The organism is Rhizobium sp. KNZ2-6A (genome assembly GCF_056755475.1).
Genome location: NZ_JBNDIC010000032.1, coordinates 23,084 through 42,503, shown reverse-complemented (window position 1 = coordinate 42,503; position 19,420 = coordinate 23,084). Strand labels below are relative to the sequence as shown.

The window sequence follows — 19,420 nt, the reverse complement described above, 5'->3', positions numbered from 1 at the left end:
AACGGACTTGCGCCAAATTCCATTCTATCAGGTCGATGCCTTCGCATCGCAGCCCTTTACCGGGAACCCTGCCGCCGTCCTCATCCTTGATGACTGGCTTACCGATCGCGACATGCTCGCGATCGCGGAGGAAAACAACATCGCCATCACCGCATTTGCACGGCCTGCTGGCCCTGATTGGGAACTGCGCTGGTTCACGCCAACCATGGAGACGAGTTTTTGCGGGCATGGGACACTGGCGGCCGCTCATGTGCTGGCGGCGGAAAGAGGCATCGGGGGCGACTTCCTGTTCGCCACGCGTGCGGGGCCGCTGCGGGTGAGCTGTCATCCAGACGGATACGCCCTCGATCTGCCAAGTCTCCCCCCGGAGTTGGTGTCGGACGCACCGACTATCATCATGGAGATCATCGGAGGTCCCGGCATCGCCGTTTTCCGCACAGCCCGGAGCTGGTTCGTGGAGCTTGCCGACGAACGGGCAGTACGTGATTTCGTGCCGGATCTGGTAAAGATCGCAAGGCTTCACCCCTTGAGCCTCGCCATTACCGCGCGGGGGAGCGAGCATGATTTCGTGTCCCGCCATTTCGCGCCGGGCGCGGGCGTGCCAGAAGATCCGGTGACGGGCTCCACCCATTCGACGCTCGCTCCCTATTGGGCTCGAAAGCTCGGCAAGGATTGGCTTTCGGCCTTCCAATGCTCGCGTCGTGGCGGGCGGCTTTCATGCGAATTGGATGGCGATCGGGTCGGAACGGCCGTCACCTATCTAAAGGGTACAGTAAACTTCTAGCCTGTCGCGAAAATCCCGTCACCTGCGACAAACATATGTGACGTAACATGTTTCAGGATTTCTGCGACGACCGATCGCGCAAAGTCCGGTATTGCCCGTAAGATATATCGGAAAATGCTTCATCCCGACCAGAAGGCAGATCGGCATAAGACACCGCCTCGGGAAACTGACCGGCGGAGAAATCATGGCGCTCATCATCTATGAGGTTGTAGAAGTGCCACGCTCCATTGACATCGGTTTTCACAATTTCACCGCCTATCCGTCCTCGTAGCTGTAATGACAGGGGACCGCTTTTGGATTGTGCAATCCAAAAACGGTCACACAAACAATGATGCGTTCTCCGGGAGTTATGCGACTATTGGCCTGCACGAACACCGCGATCTTCGAGATTTCGGAGGCAAGTGGCTAGATGGGTCGCTAGTTCACTGCTCCGGGATGATACATTATCTTGGGGGATACAGAACCTTAGATCGCTCAAGTACTTTGGATTGCAGCCGCTTTTGACCAATTTGCCGACAGCGTCGATTTCGGATCGGATATCCGTTACCGAGCGGAAGTCTAGTCTTCCTCGTTCCAATATATCGAGCTCAAGCTGAAGGAAGGAATTGCGGCAACGCTGCTCTGTCGTTGTCGCGGGTCTAACTAACAAGGACTCGTAGACTGGGTCGTTTGCGAAACCAGGCGCGGTAGAGGAAAACAGCAAAATAAGTAAAATACTCTTCAATTGCGTGCCTCGCACGCGAGATGATTCAGTTATTCTCATTTCGACCGTCAGCGTTCTCTATCGTGTCCCAACGAGCAATTTTGCCCCGTGCAAACCGCACCGTCGCCATCGCGATTCCGTTTTGGGCTTTATACAACGCCTGCACCAGCGCGGCACCCCACGACGACCATCGAATGTGAGTACGATGCTGCCGCCAGTCAATCATCTCGTGCAGCTTCGGCCGATCCCATCGCCCGCCGCTGGCGGATTCCTCGAACACGCGATTGCAACCCGCGACCTTGAGCGCGCGCAGCTGCGCAGCGTTCGACTGGTCGTCGCCCTTCGATACGCGGGCATAGCCGATGAGATAGGGTGCGGCGCTCAATTCGGTCCTTTCGCAAACGGCCGTCTGTGGAAGCCAAACGACCATGATGGCCGATTGCGGCTTTCCGCCTTTCACAATCCTCTTGCAAAGCTATACCGAAAGGCAAGTGGTTTTTGAAGGGATGACCCATGCCCGCACGGATTTCGATGACCGGTCCTCAGCGCGACGCCATGTTGGCGCTGCCCGACGACGAGGCGATGGTCGTTCGCTATCACAGCCTAGACGCTAGCGACCTCGATGCCATCAACGGCGCCCGCACGCCCGAGACTCGGCTTGGCTACGCATTACAGCTCTGCTGCCTGCGCTATCCCGGTCGCCACCTTCGGCGTGGTGAGATGCTTCCTGCTGTCATGCTCGATCATATCGCCGAGCAGATCGGTGTCGATGCCGAGGTTATCGCCGGCTTTGCCCGGCGAACGCCCACACGCTACGATCAGCTTCTTACGATCAAGGCGCGGTTCGGTTTCGTCGATCTCACCAAGCAAATGCGCGCAACGCTTAGCGCGTGGTTGGAACTGGAAGCTGTCGGCCTGATCGACGGACGTGTTCTGTTGGGCAGGTTCCTCGACGAGTTGCGCAACTGCAAGATCGTCATCCCCGGTATCAGCGTCGTCGAGCGCATGGCCGCCGAGGCGATGCACGTGGCCGAAAGTCGGATTATCGCCGATATCGACGATCGTCTCGACACCGCAACCCGCAGCCGACTGGACGCACTTATCGCCGAGAAAACGCATGACCGCCAAAGCCGAATCTCCTAGCTACGCGAACCAGTCCCGCGCGTCGCCTCAGCTTCGCTAATCGGCATTCTCGACAGGATCGCACTCGTTTACGGCACCGGCGCGCGCGCCGTCGTCATCGACAGACGATACGAACCCCGAATGGAGCAATTCGCGCGCGAAGGTGCACGCTACACCGCGCAGGCTTTCCAGCAGATGGGGCCCGGGCGACGACGTGTCATCCTCGTCGCGACGCTGCGCGAATTCGAGGCCACGCTGACCGACGCGGGAATTGGCATGTTCGGTTCTTTAATTGGACGGGCGCATTTACGCGCCCGCAAGCGGCTCGAACAAACGATCGCGGCTTCTGCCGACCAGGGTCGTGATCGGCTGATCCGCGTCGCTGAGGTGCTGGAGGTAGTCAGCAAGGCAGCGCGCGTCGGCGGCGATATCGCCGCAGCGGTCGCGGCGGTAGCCTCGCTGGACACTATCGATGCAGACGCCGCTCTCATTCGGCGAACGACGAGGCCGGGGAGAGACAACGCGATCAGCGAGATTGCGCCGGAATATCGGACTTTCAAGCGGGCGGCGCCGCGCTTTTTGGAGGCATTTGCGTTCGAGGGCCGTAAGAGCACCGCGCCGCTGCGTGCGGCGATGATGATCCTGGCTGAACTCGACGGTGATTGGCGAACACCGCTCCCTGACGGCGTGCCGCTCGGGCATATCGAGCGGCGCTGGCAGCGATACGTCGTCACAAACGGCAAGATCGACCGCACCTATTGGGAACTGGCGACCTATTCCGAGTTGGCTGGCGCACTTGCGGCGGGCGATATCTGGGTGCCAACTTCTCGACTGCACCGCTCGCTGGATACGCTGCTCTCACCGAGTGCGGACGCGGCCCCGTCGCAGATCCAGATTTCCGATCCCAATGCGTGGCTCGACGCGCGAGCGGCCGAACTCGACGCCTCGCTGCTTGGTGTATCGCGAGGTCTGCCCAACGGCGATCCTGCGCTGTTCACCGGCGACCGCCTGCGCTTTCCGAAAGAACCGAAGACCGATCTTGCCGAACGTGACGATGGCAGGCGGCTTGCCCTGAGCTGCTACGGTCTTGTGCCGACGACGCGCATCACTGATGTCTTGTCGCAGGTCGAGCGCTGGACCGGCTTCATCGGCCATTTTGGGCATGTCTCGACTGGGCTTCCCCCCGGTGACGAGCGGACCTTCCTCGCCGCGCTGATCGCGGGAGCCACGAACCTTGGCCTCTCCCGCATGGCCGAAGTCTGCGGCGTGGCATCGCGCCGCGCGCTCCTGCGCATGCAAACCTGGCACATGCGCGAAGACACATTCGGCGCTGCCCTCGGCTGTCTGACCGACGCCATACACGCCGAGCCGATGGCTTCATGGTTCGGGGAGGGCTGGCGCGCCTCCGCCGATGGCCAGGCTTATTATCTTGGCGGTGCCGGCGAGGCGGGCGGACTGGTCAACGCGCATTACGGTCGCGACCCGATCGTCAAAATCTACACCACCATCACTGACCGTTACGCACCGCTTCATCAAACCGTGATCGCGGGCACTGCCGGCGAAGCGATCCACGCGCTCGATGGCATCCTCGGTCACGAAAGCAGCGCCAATCTCTCTGCGCTTCACGTCGATGGCGGCGGCGTCTCCGATATCGTGTTCGCAGTCATGCACCTGCTCGGGCTCGAATTCGAGCCGCGCATTCCGCGCCTCTCCGATCGACGCCTTTACGCCTTCGAGGCTCCCAAGCGCTACGGTCGCCTCGCGCCGCTGTTTGGGCACAGGCTCAACCGCAATCTGATCGTCAATCACTGGCCCGACTTTCAGCGCGTTATCGCGGCGATGCGCGACAGGACCGTCACGCCATCGCTCATCCTGAAGAAGCTGTCCGCCTACCGGCAACAGAATGGCCTTGCCGCTGCACTCCGCGAGGTCGGTCGCATCGAGCGCACGCTGTTTACGCTGCGATGGTTCCAGGACCCAGCTCTCCGCCAGCTCGTCACTGGCGAACTCAACAAGGGTGAAGCACGCAACAGCCTGGCGCGCGCGGTTGCGTTTCACCGGCTTGGCCGCTTTCGAGATCGCGGCCTCGAAAATCAGCAGATGCGGGCAGCTGCCCTTAATCTCGTTACCGCTGCGATTATCCTGTTCAACTGCCGCTATCTCGACCGCGCAGTGGCCGAACTGCGAAAGCGCGGAATAACACTCAATCCCGCGCTCCTTTCCCAACTTTCCCCATTGGGCTAGGACCGGATCAACCTCACCGGAGATTATGTCTGGTCAGACGGCATCGAACTCGACGCCGATGGACTCATGCCGCTCCAACTGTCCGCCAGCCAGTGATCCTCACGCCGCTACCGTGAATCTGTGTCCCAATAATGCACAGGGGCGGTCTCGGGATCGAACCAGTTGGTGACCCAGCAGGTATATTGCCAGCCGAGCCAGACCGCGAACCACAGGATCAGCGTCTCGACGACGCCGGTCAGCGTCAGGTTGGTCAGAAGCTCGTGGCTGAGCTGGGTGACCGCGAACACATAGACGAGGTCGAAGAACAGCTCGGCGAAGCTGACTGTCGCATGATGGCCGTCGCGGCGGCGCAGCAGCGGATGATGGGCGGGAGCGTGGTCGGACATGGCGCTCCTCACCGCGCCAGCCGCAAGGCGGCGAGACCGGCGACCACCGCGGGCACGAGGAAAACGACGAGCAGGATCGGCAGTTCGTCGCGCACCGAATAGCCGGCCTTCGTCACGCCCACCCATATATTGACGAGTGAGACGATGAGCCAGGCCGGGATGAAGAGCTTGGCCGCCATGGCAAGATCGGGATCGACACCGCCCCAGAGCCTGCCGAACAGAAGAAACAGGCCGAGCAGGACGATGCCGCCGCCGATCACCATTGCCATGTGCATCGATCGATCCCCCTCAGGAAAACACGCTCAGGTTCTTCGCGATGTCCTTGCCCGCATAGGGCGGGAAGACATCCAGCTCGACATCGGGATTACCGATCAGCATGGCCTTGGTGTTGCTCAGCGCGTCGAAGCCAGCCTTACCGTAGTATTTGCCGATGCCGCTGTTGCCGACGCCACCGAAGGGCAGGCTGTCGATCCAGCAATGCAGGTTGGTCTGGTTGATACAGCCGCCGCCGAAGGAAAGGCTTGCCAGCACCTGGTCGATCGTCCCCTGGTCCTTGCTGAAGATATAGGCGGCAAGCGGCTTGGGCTTACGCTTGATGATGTCGATCGTCGCCTTGAGGTCGGAATAGACCAGCACCGGCAGGACGGGACCGAACACCTCCTGTTGCAGCGCCGGATCGCTCCAATCGGAAGGATAGAGAATGGTGGGTTCGACATAGCGCGCCGCGACATCGAAGCGCCCGCCGTGCACAATCTTTTCGGGCAGAATGTAGGAGGCGACCCGCTCCGCGTCATGCGTGCTGATCATCCGCGCGAAGTCCGGGCTCCGGCTCGGATCGTCGCCATACATATTCACGATCGAAGCCTTGAGCTTGGCGATGAAGGCGTCGGCGACGCTCTCATGCACGCAGACATAGCCCGGCGCGATGCACCATTGGCCTGAGATGGCGTTGTGGCCCCAGGCGATGCGGTCGGCGGCGATGTCGAGATTGGCGGTGGCATCGACGATTGTCGGGTTCTGTCCGCCGAGTTCGAGCAGGACCGGCGTCAGGTGCTCGGCAGCGGCGCGCATTACCACCTTGCCGACCGCCGAGGAGCCGGTGAAGAAGATGAAGTCGAACGGCAGCTCCAGCAGCGCCGAAATCTGTTCGCGCCCGCCGGTGACGATGCTGACGTTCTCCGGCGCGAAATAGCGCGGCACGAGATCGGCCAGCAGCGCTGCCGTGCGCGGCGTGGTGTTGGCCGGCTTGAGGATCACCGTGTTGCCGGCGGCGAGCGCGGCGATCGCCGGGTCGAGCAGCAGCAGGATCGGCGCGTTGAAGGGGCCGATCACCAGCGCGACGCCGTAGGGCTCCTTGTAGATGACGCCGCGATTGCCGGTTGCTTCGAGGCCGTGCGGAATCTTCATCGGCTCCGGCGCCATCAGCGTCTTCAGGTTCTCGCGATAATAGCGGATCACGCCCATCGGCACTGTGATCTCGAACAGTTGCTCGAAGGGAGGCTTGCCGAAATCCTCGTGAAGCGCCGCGCAGAGCGCATCCTTATTGTCGGTGAGCATCCGCTCCATGCGATCGAGCTGGTCGATGCGCCATTCATAGCTCTTGGTCGCATCGCTCAGGAAATGTTCGCGCTGGGCGTCGAGCTTGGACTGGAACGGATTGGTCATCGCGACCTCCCTTCAATTCCGACGGGAAGAGAAGCGCCCCGGCAATGGCAGGCCTGCCGAGGCGCCGCAGCTTCATTTCGTCGTATAGCCGCCATTGACGAGGATGGTCTGGCCGGTCATCCACCAGCCGTCCGAGACGAGGAAGCGGATATAGGGGACGATGTCCTCGATGTCGGTGAGGCCGGTCTTGGAGAACTTCGAAAGCGCCGCCGCCGACCGGTGATAGGCGATCGCATCTGTGCCTTCGGCCGGATAGAAGAAAGGTGTGTCCATCGGCCCCGGCCCGATCGCCGTCACCGAGATGCCGCGCTCACCGAATTCCTTCGAAGCGGCCCGCGTGAAGTGCTCGACCGGTGCCTTGGTGCCGGCATACGCGGCATAGAACGGCGTGAACGCGCCGAGCAGCGACGTGACGAGCGTGCAGATCTTGCCGTTGTCGTTGAGATGCCTGCCGGCCTCCTTGAGGAAGAAGAACGCCACCTTGGAATTGACGGCGGTCATCTCGTCATATTCGGCTTCCGAGATCTCGATGATCGGCTTCTTGAGCACCTTGCCGACGGTGTTGATGGCGATATCGGGCTTGCCGATGGCGGCAACCGCATCCGCAAACAACTTTTCCACCGCGCCAGCCGTCGTCAGGTTCGCCTGGAAGGCCACGGCCTCGGCTCCGGCCGCTTTTACCGCAGCAACCGTCGCGTCGGCCTCGACCTTGCTGGCTGCGCTGTTGTAGTGGATCGCGATCGCCTTTGCGCCATGTGCAGCAAGATCGCGGGCGAGCAGCCCCCCGAGGTTCTTCGCCCCGCCGGCGATGATGACGGTTTTTCCCTTGATGCTGTGATCGGTCATGAGGGCGGCCTCCTTTTGCTGGCTGCGCGACCTCATCGATGTCGGGGCCGCTTCCTGAAGACGACAATACCGTCTAGGATTGCACGATAAAGACGATCATTCTGACATCACTTGTCAGAAATTCAGTGCAATTGAGGCGTCGACCACTTGGACCGCATAGACCTGTTCCGCATCTTCTCCCGCGTCGTCGAATGCGCGAGCTTTACCCGTGCTGCCGATACGCTCGGCATTCCCCGATCGTCCGTCTCGGCGGCCGTTCAGGAACTGGAAGGCCGTGTCGGTGCGCGGCTGCTTCATCGCACCACGCGCAAAGTGTCGCCGACCCAGGACGGCGCGGCCTTCTATGAGCGATGCCAGCAGGTCATCGCCGACGTCGAGGATACGGAGAACCTGTTCCGGCAGACGGCCGCTCAGCCATCGGGCCGGTTGAAGATCGATGTCCCCGGTCGGATCGGGCGGCTCATCATTGCCCCGGCGCTACCCGAATTCCTCGACCGCTACCCGCAGATCGACATCGATCTCGGCGTGACCGACCGCGCCATCAACCTGATCGAGGACAGTGTCGACTGCGTGCTGCGCGTCGGACCCTTAAGCGATTCCGGCCTGATCGCGCGGCCCATCGGCAAGCTGCCGCTCATCAATGTTGCAAGCCCTGCCTATCTGAAGCGGAACGGAACACCACAATCGCCGGATGACCTGGGCGACCATTGGGCCGTCAACTATGCGTCACCTTCCAGCGGGCGGGTCGAGGATTGGGAGTGGGTCGAAGACGGCGCGGTGCGATCTCTGTCGCTGAGGGGCCGCGTCACGGTCAACAGCGCCGAAGCCTACATCGCCTGCTGCCTCGCAGGCCTGGGCCTGATCCAAATCCCCGCTTACGATGTGCGGCGTCATCTGGACGCCGGCGAACTCCTCGAAGTAATGCTCGATCACCGCGCTGAATCCATGCCGGTGACGCTGCTCTATCCGCACAGGCAGCATCTCTCACGTCGGCTGCAGGTGTTTGCGGAGTGGCTCGAAGCGCTGCTGGAGCGGCAACTCTTGGAATAGGCTGCCCGTTGCGTTAAGTGAAAGCCGATCAACGACGACAGCGTTACGAACCATTTCTCGCGGTTGTGGGGAATGACCGTTTCTCGACGGCGCGGTTCGGCCCGTCGACAGCGCTAGCGGCATAAGATCGAGCGCGTTGAGGATACCCGGCCAGCTTTCAGCCGGCAGACCGTCGATGGCAACGACACCGAGGAAGCGATTCTCGACGGTCGGCGCGAGGCCGTGGTGCAGCTCGGCCGTCACCAGCCAGTCGAGATACATGGGAATGGCGGGCAGTCGGATCGGATGGTTCTCGGCCGTGATGCAGAAGCGGATGAACTGGAAGAGCTCATCGTATTTCGCCATCCGATGGCCTCTCTGATCCTCCACTTCCTGCGTCACCATCCGCCGGATGGATATGACGTTCGCGAGGTATTGCTCGACCTCGCGGATCGAGGTTTCGAACATCTCCAACGCTTTGTCGGCGTGGGACGTCGAGCGCGTCTCCCCATCCGAATAGAGGTAACGCGTCAGGCAGGAGCGGCGTGATTCGGGCGGTCGGTAAGTCAGGACCAGCGCGTGCTGGCTCTCGAAATGGCCGCTTTCGCGTTCGAAATGCATGCGGCGCTCGGCGTCGATCGCCCGACTGACGGCATCGGGGAAAAAACAATCCCCGTCAGCCGGATAATTTGTTGTCGGAATGCGGATCGCTTCAACCTGGATCATCCAGCCGGATCCGAGCCGCGAGAGGATCGCATTGATCTGACGCGACACCTCATTTCGCTCAGCGTCGGTAGAGCTTTCCGAATCTGGCCCGGCGAAGTACCAGCCAGCCATCAGTGAACCGTCCTTGAGCAGGATAATGCCATTGGCGACGAGGCCCGCATAAGGGACGAGGTCGGCGAAGGACGGGCCGGTTTGGCGAAACGGAGCGAGAGAGACCATGCCCGCTCCTCAGTGCCGACGCCAGGGCGTCGACGTCGCCCGGTAACAGCTCTTGTACTTGATGTGGCGAACATAGACCTTGCGCATCAGCGGATCGGCCTTGGCCATCATTCGGAGTGCCGCGACCGCCACCAGCCAGATCGCCATGCCGAACAGTGCCGCATACCAGGTCAGTACCACGAAGATCAGGATCACCGCGGCAAGACCGGTGAGCAGAACGAGCTCGCGATCCGCTCCCATCAGGAGGTTCGGGCGCGAGAGTGCTCGATGAATCCTTGAGCGGACAAGATTGGAGCCGAGCTCACCCACGTGCCCCTCCCCTTCTGGCAGAGCCACGCTCGAAGGAACGGAGGCTTCTCCGATCGATGCGCCGGTGGAGCCGAACAGGGTGACGATCTGGGTCGCGCCCAGAAGCACGCCGCCGACAAGGGCGATATAGCAAAGCCGCCGCGCGAAGTCGTTGAGTTCGCCGCCGAAGATCAGCATGCCACCTGCGATGGCGACCGCAGCAAGCGCGATGAAACCTGCAATTGGTCCTGTGATCGATTGCTGGATCTGCTGCAGCGGGGATTCCCACGGCAGACCGCCGCCACCGGAAGACGCCATGGCGGGACCGACGAAGATCAGGCAGAAGGTCAGCGTCAGAGCGCCCGCGGCAAGAACGATATTGCAATCACGCGACATGGCGTTCCTCCTCGATCTGGGGATAGGTCTCGGTTTCGTATTGGGAGCCGGTGAAGCGTTCGACAAGGACGACGTCGCGCACACGGCGTCCCTTCGGCGTGCGTTCGATGGAGATCACCAGATCGACCGCTTCCCCAATGACTTCGCGCATGGGCTGCTGGCTAACCTCTGCCGTCAGTTGCTCGAGACGCCGCAGCGCCGACATCGCTGTGTTGGAATGGATTGTCGTGACCCCTCCGGGATGTCCCGTATTTCACGCCTTGAGCAAGGTCAGCGCCGCCCCGTCGCGCACTTCCCCGACAACGATGCGGTCCGGACGCAGGCGCATGGTGCTCTTCAGAAGTCGCGCCATATCGATGGTGTCACTCGTGTGGAGCGCCACGGAGTTTTCGGCCGTGCATTGGATTTCCGCTGTGTCCTCCAGGAGGACGATTCGGTCTTCCGGAGCATTTTTGACGATTTCGGCAATGACGGCATTGGCGAGCGTGGTCTTGCCGGACCCTGTGCCACCGGAAATGACAATGTTCAGTCGTGAGGAAATGGCGCTTCTGATGATGCCCGCTTGGTATTCGGTTATCACCTTTGAAGTAACGTAGTCGTCGAACGGAATAAGCTGGGACGCCCTGCGCCGAATGGTGAAGGTCGGCCGTCCGACGATTGGTGGAAGCAATCCCTCGAATCTATGCCCACCCATCGGCAGTTCGCCGGATATGATGGGCCGCTCTTCGTCGGCTTCCGATTGCAGTGCATGCGCCACGCTGCCAATAACGATCTCGGCCGTGGATGGAGACATTTCGCCAGCCGGTGTAATGCCGTGGCCCAAACGCTCGACAAACAGCTTGCCGTTAGGGTTGAGCATGATCTCGACCACGCTCGCATCGTCGAGCGCCACGCAGAGATGCTCGCCGAGTGCGTCTTGAAGCTTACGGACCAGTCGGGGATGGGAGCGTAGTTGGTTCACGGCACCCTCCTCACGCCGCATGCCGGCGGTTTGGCACGATCGTTGACCTATATCCGGCTGGACGAACCCGGTTGAAGCTCGCAGCATCCGCGGGAAGTGAGCCCGCGACCGCTATCGTATCGCCGATCGTGCATGGCTCCCCGAGGCGGCGCATCGACCAGCCGGCCCGGTTGAGGATTCGTTCGAACCGCAGATCGGTCGCCGTGACAATTTCGTCGTAACCATGTGCTCTCGACCATTCGATGATGCCGGCGAACATCGTAAGCGTGGCCTCGTGAAGAGCCCCTCCCCTGCCCTCTTTAAGCGACGTGTCGACGCAAAAGCGTGAACTCTCGATCATGCCGGGATGAACCCCGAGGCGACCCGACGCAAGTAGCTGCGGAAATGTCCGAGCCAACATGGTCGGACCGGTGGCGGGAAGAAGCCTTGCACATCCGACAACCTCTCCGGCATCTGTCACCGCGAGGATGTAGGTGATCGTGGGCAGAGCGTCGTATTCGTCGGTCTCGCGACCATTCAGGACGCTGACGCTCCAGCCGAGCCGATTTGCGAAGACCCGGGCTCGTAGCCGATGCTGTTCGTCAATCAGCGTGCTGCCTGTGTCAAACGAAGTATCGCCGAGTGCATGCACCATCATTGTGAAGACCCCCGTTGTTGATAGACAGCTGGAGATCAGCACAGAAAACCTGATGGATGGAGTGTAGAATTCTACAGTGGTTGAGTCGAGGCGACAGGAAATGCGTCATGTTTTGCGACCTGAGTTCATTGGAGGATGGCTGGTTACCCCCGTTGGCGGCAGTCTGTCGAACCTGTCGGACTACGAACCGTTGGCAACTTCGACCCCGAGCCCAACAGACCGGAAGAAACCTCGGAGCGAGGCCTATGATGGACACGAAGCAGGCGGCTCACTGATATTTGCAGTGGCAGGTCAAAAGGTCGCCGGAACTTGCATGAGTATCTCCGTTGCTGTTTGCCGGCACGAACACAGGACGACAGGAATGGAGCAATCCCAGAAGTCTCATGTCACACTGAGTGAGTCGCTGTGCAATTGATCCCCGCTTTCGCGACCGCAGGCTCTTTACCCAGAAGTCGGGGCGGTGGAATTATAGGATTCACAGTAAAACATAGCATGAACAGGTTGCGTCGATACGCTTGCTAACCGCGCGATATTGAATAGAAAATCGGTTTGGGTTGAAGTTTTTGCTCTTGCGGCGTTAACCTCTCGTTAACCTAAAAACCCTTGCCGAAAGTTCAGAATCGGGGCTTATTGCCAGTGGCGGAACTTTACCAGTTTCGCGAAAAATATCGCCACTAGCAATGAATGGGTTTTGAGATGGCGAAGACCGCCGCAAAAGCAGCAGCTATGATTGAAGGATTGACCGCCTTGATGGAGCGCCATGCCGACGCCCTGTCAAGCCAACTTCAAGCACATCATCTCAAGGTCTTCCCACCAACGTCGGAGAAGGGAATCCGAACGTTTGGTCCCTCTGAGGCGTCCAAGCTCCTTGGCGTCGGCGAGTCCTATTTGCGACAGATTGCTTCGGAAATGCCAGAGCTGAAGGTGAGCGTCAGCCCGGGTGGCCGACGGAATTTCTCAATTGATGATATTCATGCGATCCGCAAGCATATGGACCAGATCGGCCGCGGAAGTCGCCGTTACCTGCCGCATCGGCGCGACGGCGAGCAGCTGCAAGTGATCTCGGTCATGAACTTCAAGGGCGGATCCGGCAAGACCACCACGGCCGCGCATCTGGCGCAGTATCTCGCGATGCGTGGGTATCGTATTCTCGCCATCGATCTTGATCCCCAGGCAAGCCTTTCGGCACTGTTTGGCAGCCAACCGGAAACGGATGTTGGCCCGAACGAAACGCTATACGGCGCCATCAGATACGATGAAGAGCAGGTCCCGATCGAGCAAGTTGTCCGAGGAACCTATATTCCCGACCTGCACCTCATTCCCGGTAACCTCGAACTGATGGAGTTTGAGCACGACACCCCCCGCGCGTTGATGAAGCGCAAGGAAGGCGACACGCTCTTTTATGGCCGCATCAGCCAAGTGATCGAAGACATTGCAAACAATTACGATGTCGTCGTGATCGATTGCCCTCCCCAGCTCGGCTACCTCACACTTTCGGCACTGACCGCCGCCACGTCAATTCTGGTCACGGTCCATCCGCAGATGCTCGATGTGATGTCGATGAACCAGTTCCTGGCGATGACGTCGAATCTGCTCCGCGAAATCGAGAACGCCGGTGCTGAGTTCAAGTTCAACTGGATGCGCTACCTCATCACGCGTTTTGAACCGAGCGATGGGCCCCAGAACCAGATGGTCGGCTATTTGCGGTCGATATTCGGCGAGAATGTCCTCAATTTCCCGATGCTGAAAACCACGGCGGTATCGGATGCCGGTCTGACAAACCAGACCCTTTTTGAGGTTGAGCGCGGGCAGTTCACGCGCTCGACATATGATCGCGCCTTGGAGGCAATGAATGCCGTCAATGACGAGATAGAGACCTTGATTAAAGCAGCATGGGGTAGAACCACATGAGCCGAAAACATATTCTTGGCGTCTCCGCAGACGTCCCTGACACGTCATCCGTTGATAGCAGGGCGGCCAAGAGCCGCTCCATGCCACTTCTTGGGGTGGCGCGGAAGGAGCGCGACCCAGCAACGAAGCTGACAGCAAACATCGGTAACGCCCTGCGTGAGCAAACTGATCGTCTCGGTCGAGCCGAGGAGATTGAGCGGCGCCTCGCCGAAGGTCATTCCGTTATAGAACTGGACGCCTCGGTGATCGAGCCGTCGTTCATTCGGGATCGCATGCAGGGTAATATCGACGGCCTGCTCTCCTCGATTCGAGAGCAAGGTCAGCAGGTTCCGATCCTTGTTCGACCTCATCCGGAGCTCTCCGGCCGATATCAGGTTGCTTTTGGCCACCGTCGACTGCGCGCCGTCTCAGAGTTGGGTCTCCCGGTCAAAGCCGTGGTCCGCCAATTGACGGACGAGCAACTCGTTGTCGCACAAGGACAAGAAAACAACGAGCGCGAAGATCTTACCTTCATCGAGAAGGCGCGTTTCGCGTATCATCTGAATAAGCAGTTTCCGCGCGAGATTGTCATCGCTGCGATGTCAATCGACAAGAGCAATCTGTCGAAGATGCTTTTGCTTGTCGACGGCCTCCCCTCAGCACTGATCGACGCCATTGGCGCTGCTCCGGGTGTTGGTCGGTCGAGCTGGCAGCAACTTGCAGAGCTGCTCGAGAAAGCGGCATCAGCGGCGGATGTGGTGGAATATGCGATGTCGAAGGATGTCCAAGCGCTGACATCGGCGGATCGGTTCAAAGCAATAATTGCCAAGCTCAAGCCCAGTCGGATTGCGCGAGGGCTTCCAGCGGTCATGTCCACTCCAGATGGCACCAGAATTGCCCAGGTGACGCAGAGCAAGGCAAAACTCGAAATCACGATCGATCGGAAGGCAGCGCCTGATTTTGCGGCTTTTGTGCTGGAGCAAGTGCCGGCGCTATATCAAGCATACTACGCAGCGAACCAACGGAAACAGGGAGAGTAACCGCAAAAGAAAAGAGCCTCCTCAACGTCGCCGTCGCGGAAGCCCTTCTGTCTCTGTAGCAAGAACAGAATCGCATTTCCTCGAATCCTCGTCAAGAGTTCTTTGGCACCGTTTTGGTGAGCGGGTTTCTTTTGCCTACTGAAGAGGTGAAAGACGATGCAAACGGGAAGTGTGACGACGCCATTCGGGCGGCGGCCGGTGACGCTTGCGCTCGTGCGGCGCCAGATGGCGTTGGCCGACATCAAGCGGGGAAAGACAGCGGACAAATGGAAGGTCTTCAGGGACGTTTCCGCTGCAATGGATGTGCTCGGCATCCAGTCCAATAGTCTCGCCGTACTCGACGCGCTATTGAGCTTTTATCCGGACAATGAATTGCGCCAGGATGCCAGGTTGATCGTCTTCCCGTCTAACGCCCAGCTTGCCCTTCGAGCGCATGGAATGGCCGGAGCAACGTTGCGTCGCCATATCGCGACCCTGGTCGAGGCTGGATTGATCGTTCGGAAGGACAGCGCCAATGGCAAGCGTTATGCCCGCAAAGACGGCGCCGGCGAGATCGAGAGTGCCTTCGGCTTCGACCTCTCTCCCCTCCTTGCCCGTTCGGAAGAGCTGGCCGTGATGGCGCAGCAAGTGATGGCCGACCGTGCGACGTTTCGCAAGACGAAGGAAAGCTTGACAATCTGCAGGCGCGACGTTCGCAAGCTGATTACCGCAGCAATGGATGAAGGCGCTGATGGCGACTGGCAGGCGATCGAAGGGATGTATATCGCGCTCGTCGGCCGGATCCCCCGCGCCCCGACACTCTCCGACGTCGCTACAATCCTCGAAGAAATGCAGATGCTGCAGGAGGAAGTGATCAACCGATTGAGTATTCTGGGAAATCCAGAAAATAAGAGCACCAATGATGATCATAGCGAGCGGCACATACAAAATTCAAAACCCGAATCCCTAAATGAACTTGAACCTAGCTCTGAAACAGAGCCGGGCGCAAAACTGGGGAACAAGCGTCCACCGATGAGTGAGACGATCAAGGCGTTTCCGCTGGGAATGGTGCTAAAGGCGTGCCCGGCGATTGCCGACTATGGACCGGGAGGCGCAATCGGAAGCTGGCGCGAGCTAATGTCGGCTGCGGTGGTAGTTCGATCTATGCTGGGGGTCAGTGCGTCGGCCTATCAGGATGCCTGTGAGACCATGGGGCCGGAGAATGCGGCCGCGGCGATCGCGTGCATCCTGGAGCGTGCAAACCTCATCAACTCGCCAGGCGGCTATTTGCGGGCTCTGACTCGGCGAACCGAGCGCGGAGAATTCTCTCTTGGCCCCATGATTGTAGCGTTGTTAAAGGCGAACGGATTAACGGCATTCAAGGCCGGGTAGATTTTGCATACCGACGGCAGCACCGCAAAAGCGAAATTGCCGCGATCAAAGTGATAATTGGCGGATTATAGGTTGAAAAACATGGTCAAGAAGTGTGGCACGCTCCGGATGCCGAGCGCATGCGGTCGGCCTGGTCCGTTTCGACATCGGACGAGAAGCGGTCGCCGTCGAGGACGGATGCAACACCCAGTTCGTCGAGCCCGGCCTCGGCCACAAGGCGTTGGAGTGTATCTCGGTCGAACAGGTTGGGGTGCTCGGAAAAGCAGCCCCGGTGGAAAAGCTCGACTAGGGCCTCCTGCTTGAGGTCGTTTGCGGGAGGGGGCGATATCTCCGTTTTTTGCCGTCAACCAACGGAATGGAGACGGCCATGCAGAGCATCAAGGACACCTACCAACGCATCACCGATACCATCGCCGAGCAGCTTGAAGCCGGCACCAAGCCGTGGATACGCCCCTGGCGCGGCAACGTACGCAGCTCACTTATCCCGCGCCGCGCGACCGGCGAAGCCTATCGCGGCATCAACGTCCTGATGCTGTGGATCTCCGGCCAGATGTTCGGCTACGAGGAAAACACCTGGATGACTTATCGGCAGGCGCAGGATCTAGGCGCACAAGTCCGAAAGGGCGAGAAAGGCATCGCTGCTCGCAGCGATGCCGAGCCGGTCGCCGACGGTCCGGTCGGAGGAGGGTAGGGGGAAGGCAGCGAAGACGATGATACTCGGCTCGACTCGACGACGAGTTCGCCGCCATCGATGCGGTGCTCACCCGATCAGACGCGGCGATCGAACAGGCAAAGACGCCCGGCCCGGCGCGGGCCAAGGATCCGCTGGTCTATGATCTCGACTGGGACGAGGACGCGCGGCTCGACGAATGGCGGGCGGTCTTGCGGCAGGCCGAGAATCTGCCGGTGGTGCTGCAGGCCATCGATTCGATAAGGAGCTATCGCAGATTCGAGGGCGGAAGCAGCCGCGCCGTGCCAGCAGCTCCCAACTGATAGTTGTCGTAGCCGTTCGCGGCGCGCCAGTATCATTCTCCAACTGGTCGTAGCCGGGATCATGCATCCGGCTGGACCAGCATCATATCAGCAAGGAGAAGCCGCGATGCCTGACCTTATTCCCGATGAACTCGAAAGACATGCGATGGTGCTTCGCGCCATGGCAAACCCGAAGCGGCTGCAAGTGTTGTCGCTGCTCGTCGTGAGGGAATGGAGCGTCGGCGAACTGGAAAGAACGGTCGGGATCAGTCAATCGGCCCTGTCCCAGCACCTCGGCAAGCTGCGCGCCACGAGATTGGTCGTAACACGCAAGGAGGCGCGAACCGTTTACTATTCCTGCGTCTCCGACCAGGTTCGCTGGGTTCTTTCGGCCCTGTACTTCCGCCCGAAAAAAGGGGCTCGCGCATGAGTTGGACGGTAGCCAAAATGTCATAGGGCGGCGATCGCCAAATGCATTCCCCCTGTCTCTTCCAGATGCCGCCAAGCGCGACGCTCCACCATGCATGGTCTGGACCAGCAACCGGCTGCCAGTTTCTCTGTCCCAAGGCGTCGATGTTTTCGATCCTCTTTGCCAATCCGGCATGCAACACTCATTCGCGGATAGAACCAATGTCGCCGGTCAAGGCGTTTCGTCACATGCGGACAAGACGAGATGAAGCGTCTCCCGTCTCTCTTTTGTTTGCATTGCCTCAAAGATGGATCACTACGGCCGGCCGGTCAGCCTGCAACCGCCTGCGCCGACGATTTTCCCCTGGGCTCAGCGCAAGCTTGTCCCCATTCCTCGCGCATCAAAATCGCCGTCTTCGGCGGCGCTCCGTTCCACTCCGCCCCTTCGGGTGCAGTCTTCGCGACAAACGCCTCGCGTCTGCGCTGACCTTTCTCCGGCCGTGTTTCGTGCCCATCGGCAACGCAAACAAAGGAGACACTGCAATGACCGATCTCGTCAACTTCATCCGCTTCAACGAAGACAATAGCCTTTCCGGCAACATCGCTTCCATCGCCTACGACCTCGATATCACCGGCGAGGTATTCGAAAGCAACAACGCCAAGGCTCCCGTCTATCGCCTCTTCGCCAAGAGCCCACGCGGCAAGCGCGTCGGGATCGGCGGCATCTGGAAAAAGCAGAACCAGAACGGCGGCGATTACTTCACGCTGGCCGTCAACACCGGATACGGCAAGCTCAACGCCAATCTCGGGCGCTATCCCGGTCAGGACGACGATGATCTGATGGCCGTCATCCCCTGGGCGCGACACGAAACACTAGAGGAAGGGAGGTAAGAAAGGAGTGTGAGTCCAATTCCTCATTGTTCAGTCGGGGCGTCAGATTAAAAGCGACCCGACAGTGAACCTGTTGTACGACCAACAGTAGTCTAGGAAAGCAGGCAATTTTGGCAACGAGATTGTTTGAAGCCTTTCCGACAAAGTACCCTCCGTTTGGATGCGCCGTCTTGTGAGAGATGGCGCAGATACCTTCAGTCGCAAGAGGGTTAAGGGGCCAGGCTGGCGCTTGCCGCGACGGGATCGTTCGAGAATCTGTGCCCGTTCATACTCGGCGATCATGCCCTGGAATTGCAGCATCAACTGATCTTCCGGCGTGCCGGAATGTGGTGCCTTCAGGAATATCGTCTCGACGCCATGGCGGGCGAACTCCTCCGTCAACAGGACTTGATAAGCATATTTGCGGCTCAGCCGATCCGGCGAGTGGATCAGGATGGCCTGAAGGTGGCCCTCGGCGGCGAGATCACGCAGCCGCTCCAGACCTGGCCGCGCCAGGCTGGCGCCGCTGAAGCCCTCGTCCTCGATCACCCATTCATCGGGTACGCTGTATCCTTGCTCCTGCGCGAACTCGATCAGCGCAGCTGTGTCACCAGAACCTGCACAGCCGTGGATTATCGGTAGTGAAGCCGGCTCCTGTCAAAAGGGGCTTCGAGAAAACTTGAGCCGTATGCGGGGAAACTCGCACGTACGGTTCTGAGGGGAGGATGCGGTGGTAACACTGCGTCCTTACCCGCTTCCGCTGATGCCAGGAACGATTCCGCCCGTAAGGTCGCGTTCGCAGCACCATGACGCCGGCCCGCGACAAATGCTCGCGCATTTGCGCTGATACCGGCGAAACCTCT

General features: G+C 59.9%; 17 protein-coding genes and 7 pseudogenes. 12 read left to right on the top strand and 12 right to left on the bottom strand.

The window, feature by feature from the left end; all coding sequences use genetic code 11:
• The first annotated feature begins 7 nt into the window (after nucleotides 1-7).
• The gene (locus ACPYOP_RS21135) at nucleotides 8-784 is read left to right on the top strand and encodes a PhzF family phenazine biosynthesis protein (protein ID WP_481412274.1); all 777 of its coding nucleotides are present in this window, start codon (nucleotides 8-10) and stop codon (nucleotides 782-784) included.
• Between the two features lie 52 nt (nucleotides 785-836).
• Here ACPYOP_RS21135 and ACPYOP_RS21130 read toward each other — a convergent pair whose 3' ends face one another.
• On the bottom strand, nucleotides 837-1,109 hold the full coding sequence (locus tag ACPYOP_RS21130) for a YunG family protein (protein ID WP_481412273.1): 273 nt from the start codon (nucleotides 1,107-1,109) through the stop codon (nucleotides 837-839).
• A gap of 424 nt (nucleotides 1,110-1,533) precedes the next feature.
• On the bottom strand, nucleotides 1,534-1,872 hold the full coding sequence (locus ACPYOP_RS21125) for a recombinase family protein (protein ID WP_481412272.1): 339 nt from the start codon (nucleotides 1,870-1,872) through the stop codon (nucleotides 1,534-1,536).
• Nucleotides 1,873-2,000: 128 nt separating this feature from the next.
• On the opposite strand from ACPYOP_RS21125, the gene ACPYOP_RS21120 reads away from it, so the two are divergent.
• Both ACPYOP_RS21120 and ACPYOP_RS21115 read left to right on the top strand, forming a co-directional pair.
• A complete protein-coding gene (locus ACPYOP_RS21120; protein ID WP_481412271.1) occupies nucleotides 2,001-2,630 on the top strand; it encodes a DUF4158 domain-containing protein in 630 nt (209 codons plus the stop codon).
• Between the two features lie 12 nt (nucleotides 2,631-2,642).
• Nucleotides 2,643-4,853: pseudogene (locus tag ACPYOP_RS21115) on the top strand (Tn3 family transposase); the annotation flags it as partial.
• A gap of 134 nt (nucleotides 4,854-4,987) precedes the next feature.
• On the opposite strand, the pseudogene ACPYOP_RS21110 reads toward ACPYOP_RS21115, so the two are convergent.
• The 4 genes and pseudogenes from ACPYOP_RS21110 to ACPYOP_RS21095 all read right to left on the bottom strand — a co-directional run.
• Nucleotides 4,988-5,239, bottom strand: a pseudogene (locus ACPYOP_RS21110) (low temperature requirement protein A); the annotation flags it as partial.
• 8 nt (nucleotides 5,240-5,247) lie between these two features.
• The gene (locus tag ACPYOP_RS21105) at nucleotides 5,248-5,514 is read right to left on the bottom strand and encodes a hypothetical protein (RefSeq protein ID WP_481412270.1); all 267 of its coding nucleotides are present in this window, start codon (nucleotides 5,512-5,514) and stop codon (nucleotides 5,248-5,250) included.
• A gap of 13 nt (nucleotides 5,515-5,527) precedes the next feature.
• The gene (locus ACPYOP_RS21100) at nucleotides 5,528-6,904 is read right to left on the bottom strand and encodes an aldehyde dehydrogenase family protein (RefSeq protein ID WP_481412269.1); all 1,377 of its coding nucleotides are present in this window, start codon (nucleotides 6,902-6,904) and stop codon (nucleotides 5,528-5,530) included.
• A 72-nt stretch (nucleotides 6,905-6,976) separates the two neighbouring features.
• Entirely contained in the window at nucleotides 6,977-7,750 is a 774-nt protein-coding gene (locus tag ACPYOP_RS21095; protein WP_481412268.1) for an SDR family oxidoreductase, read from the bottom strand.
• A gap of 147 nt (nucleotides 7,751-7,897) precedes the next feature.
• Between ACPYOP_RS21095 and ACPYOP_RS21090 the strand changes: the two genes are divergently transcribed.
• Nucleotides 7,898-8,800, top strand: coding sequence for a LysR family transcriptional regulator (locus tag ACPYOP_RS21090; protein WP_481412267.1), 903 nt, complete (start codon nucleotides 7,898-7,900; stop codon nucleotides 8,798-8,800).
• A 114-nt stretch (nucleotides 8,801-8,914) separates the two neighbouring features.
• Here the strand turns inward: ACPYOP_RS21090 and ACPYOP_RS21085 are convergent.
• From ACPYOP_RS21085 to traI, 5 genes and pseudogenes are all read right to left on the bottom strand, one after another.
• Nucleotides 8,915-9,724: pseudogene (locus tag ACPYOP_RS21085) on the bottom strand (VirB4 family type IV secretion/conjugal transfer ATPase); the annotation flags it as partial.
• Between the two features lie 9 nt (nucleotides 9,725-9,733).
• Complete coding sequence (locus ACPYOP_RS21080) at nucleotides 9,734-10,033, bottom strand: conjugal transfer protein TrbD (protein ID WP_481412303.1); 300 nt, start codon at nucleotides 10,031-10,033, stop codon at nucleotides 9,734-9,736.
• Nucleotides 10,028-10,408 (bottom strand): annotated as a pseudogene (locus tag ACPYOP_RS21075) (TrbC/VirB2 family protein); the annotation flags it as partial. The pseudogene ACPYOP_RS21075 and the gene ACPYOP_RS21080, both read right to left, overlap by 6 nt.
• Nucleotides 10,398-11,369, bottom strand: a pseudogene (trbB, locus tag ACPYOP_RS21070) (P-type conjugative transfer ATPase TrbB). The pseudogenes ACPYOP_RS21075 and trbB, both read right to left, overlap by 11 nt.
• 10 nt (nucleotides 11,370-11,379) lie before the next feature.
• Nucleotides 11,380-12,006 carry an acyl-homoserine-lactone synthase gene (traI, locus tag ACPYOP_RS21065; protein WP_481412266.1) on the bottom strand — a complete coding sequence of 209 codons (627 nt, stop codon included), beginning with the start codon at nucleotides 12,004-12,006 and terminating at the stop codon, nucleotides 11,380-11,382.
• Between the two features lie 696 nt (nucleotides 12,007-12,702).
• On the opposite strand from traI, the gene repA reads away from it, so the two are divergent.
• The 8 genes and pseudogenes from repA (at nucleotide 12,703) to ACPYOP_RS21025 (ending at nucleotide 18,578) form a co-directional block, all read left to right on the top strand.
• Nucleotides 12,703-13,917 carry a plasmid partitioning protein RepA gene (gene repA, locus ACPYOP_RS21060; RefSeq protein WP_481412265.1) on the top strand — a complete coding sequence of 405 codons (1,215 nt, stop codon included), beginning with the start codon at nucleotides 12,703-12,705 and terminating at the stop codon, nucleotides 13,915-13,917.
• Nucleotides 13,914-14,936, top strand: coding sequence for a plasmid partitioning protein RepB (gene repB, locus ACPYOP_RS21055; protein WP_481412264.1), 1,023 nt, complete (start codon nucleotides 13,914-13,916; stop codon nucleotides 14,934-14,936). The genes repA and repB overlap by 4 nt, the downstream gene beginning before the upstream one ends.
• A 156-nt stretch (nucleotides 14,937-15,092) precedes the next feature.
• Entirely contained in the window at nucleotides 15,093-16,307 is a 1,215-nt protein-coding gene (repC, locus tag ACPYOP_RS21050; RefSeq protein ID WP_481412263.1) for a plasmid replication protein RepC, read from the top strand.
• 94 nt (nucleotides 16,308-16,401) lie between these two features.
• Nucleotides 16,402-16,596 carry a hypothetical protein gene (locus ACPYOP_RS21045; RefSeq protein WP_481412262.1) on the top strand — a complete coding sequence of 65 codons (195 nt, stop codon included), beginning with the start codon at nucleotides 16,402-16,404 and terminating at the stop codon, nucleotides 16,594-16,596.
• Between the two features lie 78 nt (nucleotides 16,597-16,674).
• A pseudogene (locus ACPYOP_RS21040) lies at nucleotides 16,675-16,941 on the top strand (ArdC-like ssDNA-binding domain-containing protein); the annotation flags it as partial.
• A gap of 101 nt (nucleotides 16,942-17,042) precedes the next feature.
• A pseudogene (locus ACPYOP_RS21035) lies at nucleotides 17,043-17,249 on the top strand (DUF1612 domain-containing protein); the annotation flags it as partial.
• A gap of 157 nt (nucleotides 17,250-17,406) precedes the next feature.
• The gene (locus ACPYOP_RS21030) at nucleotides 17,407-17,709 is read left to right on the top strand and encodes an ArsR/SmtB family transcription factor (protein WP_481412261.1); all 303 of its coding nucleotides are present in this window, start codon (nucleotides 17,407-17,409) and stop codon (nucleotides 17,707-17,709) included.
• A 521-nt stretch (nucleotides 17,710-18,230) separates the two neighbouring features.
• On the top strand, nucleotides 18,231-18,578 hold the full coding sequence (locus ACPYOP_RS21025; RefSeq protein ID WP_481412260.1) for a DUF736 family protein: 348 nt from the start codon (nucleotides 18,231-18,233) through the stop codon (nucleotides 18,576-18,578).
• A gap of 42 nt (nucleotides 18,579-18,620) precedes the next feature.
• Here the strand turns inward: ACPYOP_RS21025 and ACPYOP_RS21020 are convergent, their stop codons facing one another.
• Nucleotides 18,621-19,151, bottom strand: a complete 531-nt coding sequence (locus ACPYOP_RS21020) for a recombinase family protein (protein ID WP_481412302.1) — start codon at nucleotides 19,149-19,151, stop codon at nucleotides 18,621-18,623.
• Nucleotides 19,152-19,420: the final 269 nt, after the last annotated feature.

Bases quoted from the DNA above. Each gene is read 5' to 3' on its own strand.
- ACPYOP_RS21120 (WP_481412271.1), top strand. From the start codon at position 2,001: ATGCCCGCACGGATTTCGATGACCGGTCCTCAGCGCGACGCCATGTTG.
- repA (WP_481412265.1), top strand. From the start codon at position 12,703: ATGGCGAAGACCGCCGCAAAAGCAGCAGCTATGATTGAAGGATTGACC.
- ACPYOP_RS21030 (WP_481412261.1), top strand. From the start codon at position 17,407: ATGCCTGACCTTATTCCCGATGAACTCGAAAGACATGCGATGGTGCTT.
- repB (WP_481412264.1), top strand. From the start codon at position 13,914: ATGAGCCGAAAACATATTCTTGGCGTCTCCGCAGACGTCCCTGACACG.
- ACPYOP_RS21105 (WP_481412270.1), bottom strand. From the start codon at position 5,514: ATGCACATGGCAATGGTGATCGGCGGCGGCATCGTCCTGCTCGGCCTG.
- traI (WP_481412266.1), bottom strand. From the start codon at position 12,006: ATGATGGTGCATGCACTCGGCGATACTTCGTTTGACACAGGCAGCACG.
- ACPYOP_RS21095 (WP_481412268.1), bottom strand. From the start codon at position 7,750: ATGACCGATCACAGCATCAAGGGAAAAACCGTCATCATCGCCGGCGGG.
- repC (WP_481412263.1), top strand. From the start codon at position 15,093: ATGCAAACGGGAAGTGTGACGACGCCATTCGGGCGGCGGCCGGTGACG.
- ACPYOP_RS21025 (WP_481412260.1), top strand. From the start codon at position 18,231: ATGACCGATCTCGTCAACTTCATCCGCTTCAACGAAGACAATAGCCTT.
- ACPYOP_RS21100 (WP_481412269.1), bottom strand. From the start codon at position 6,904: ATGACCAATCCGTTCCAGTCCAAGCTCGACGCCCAGCGCGAACATTTC.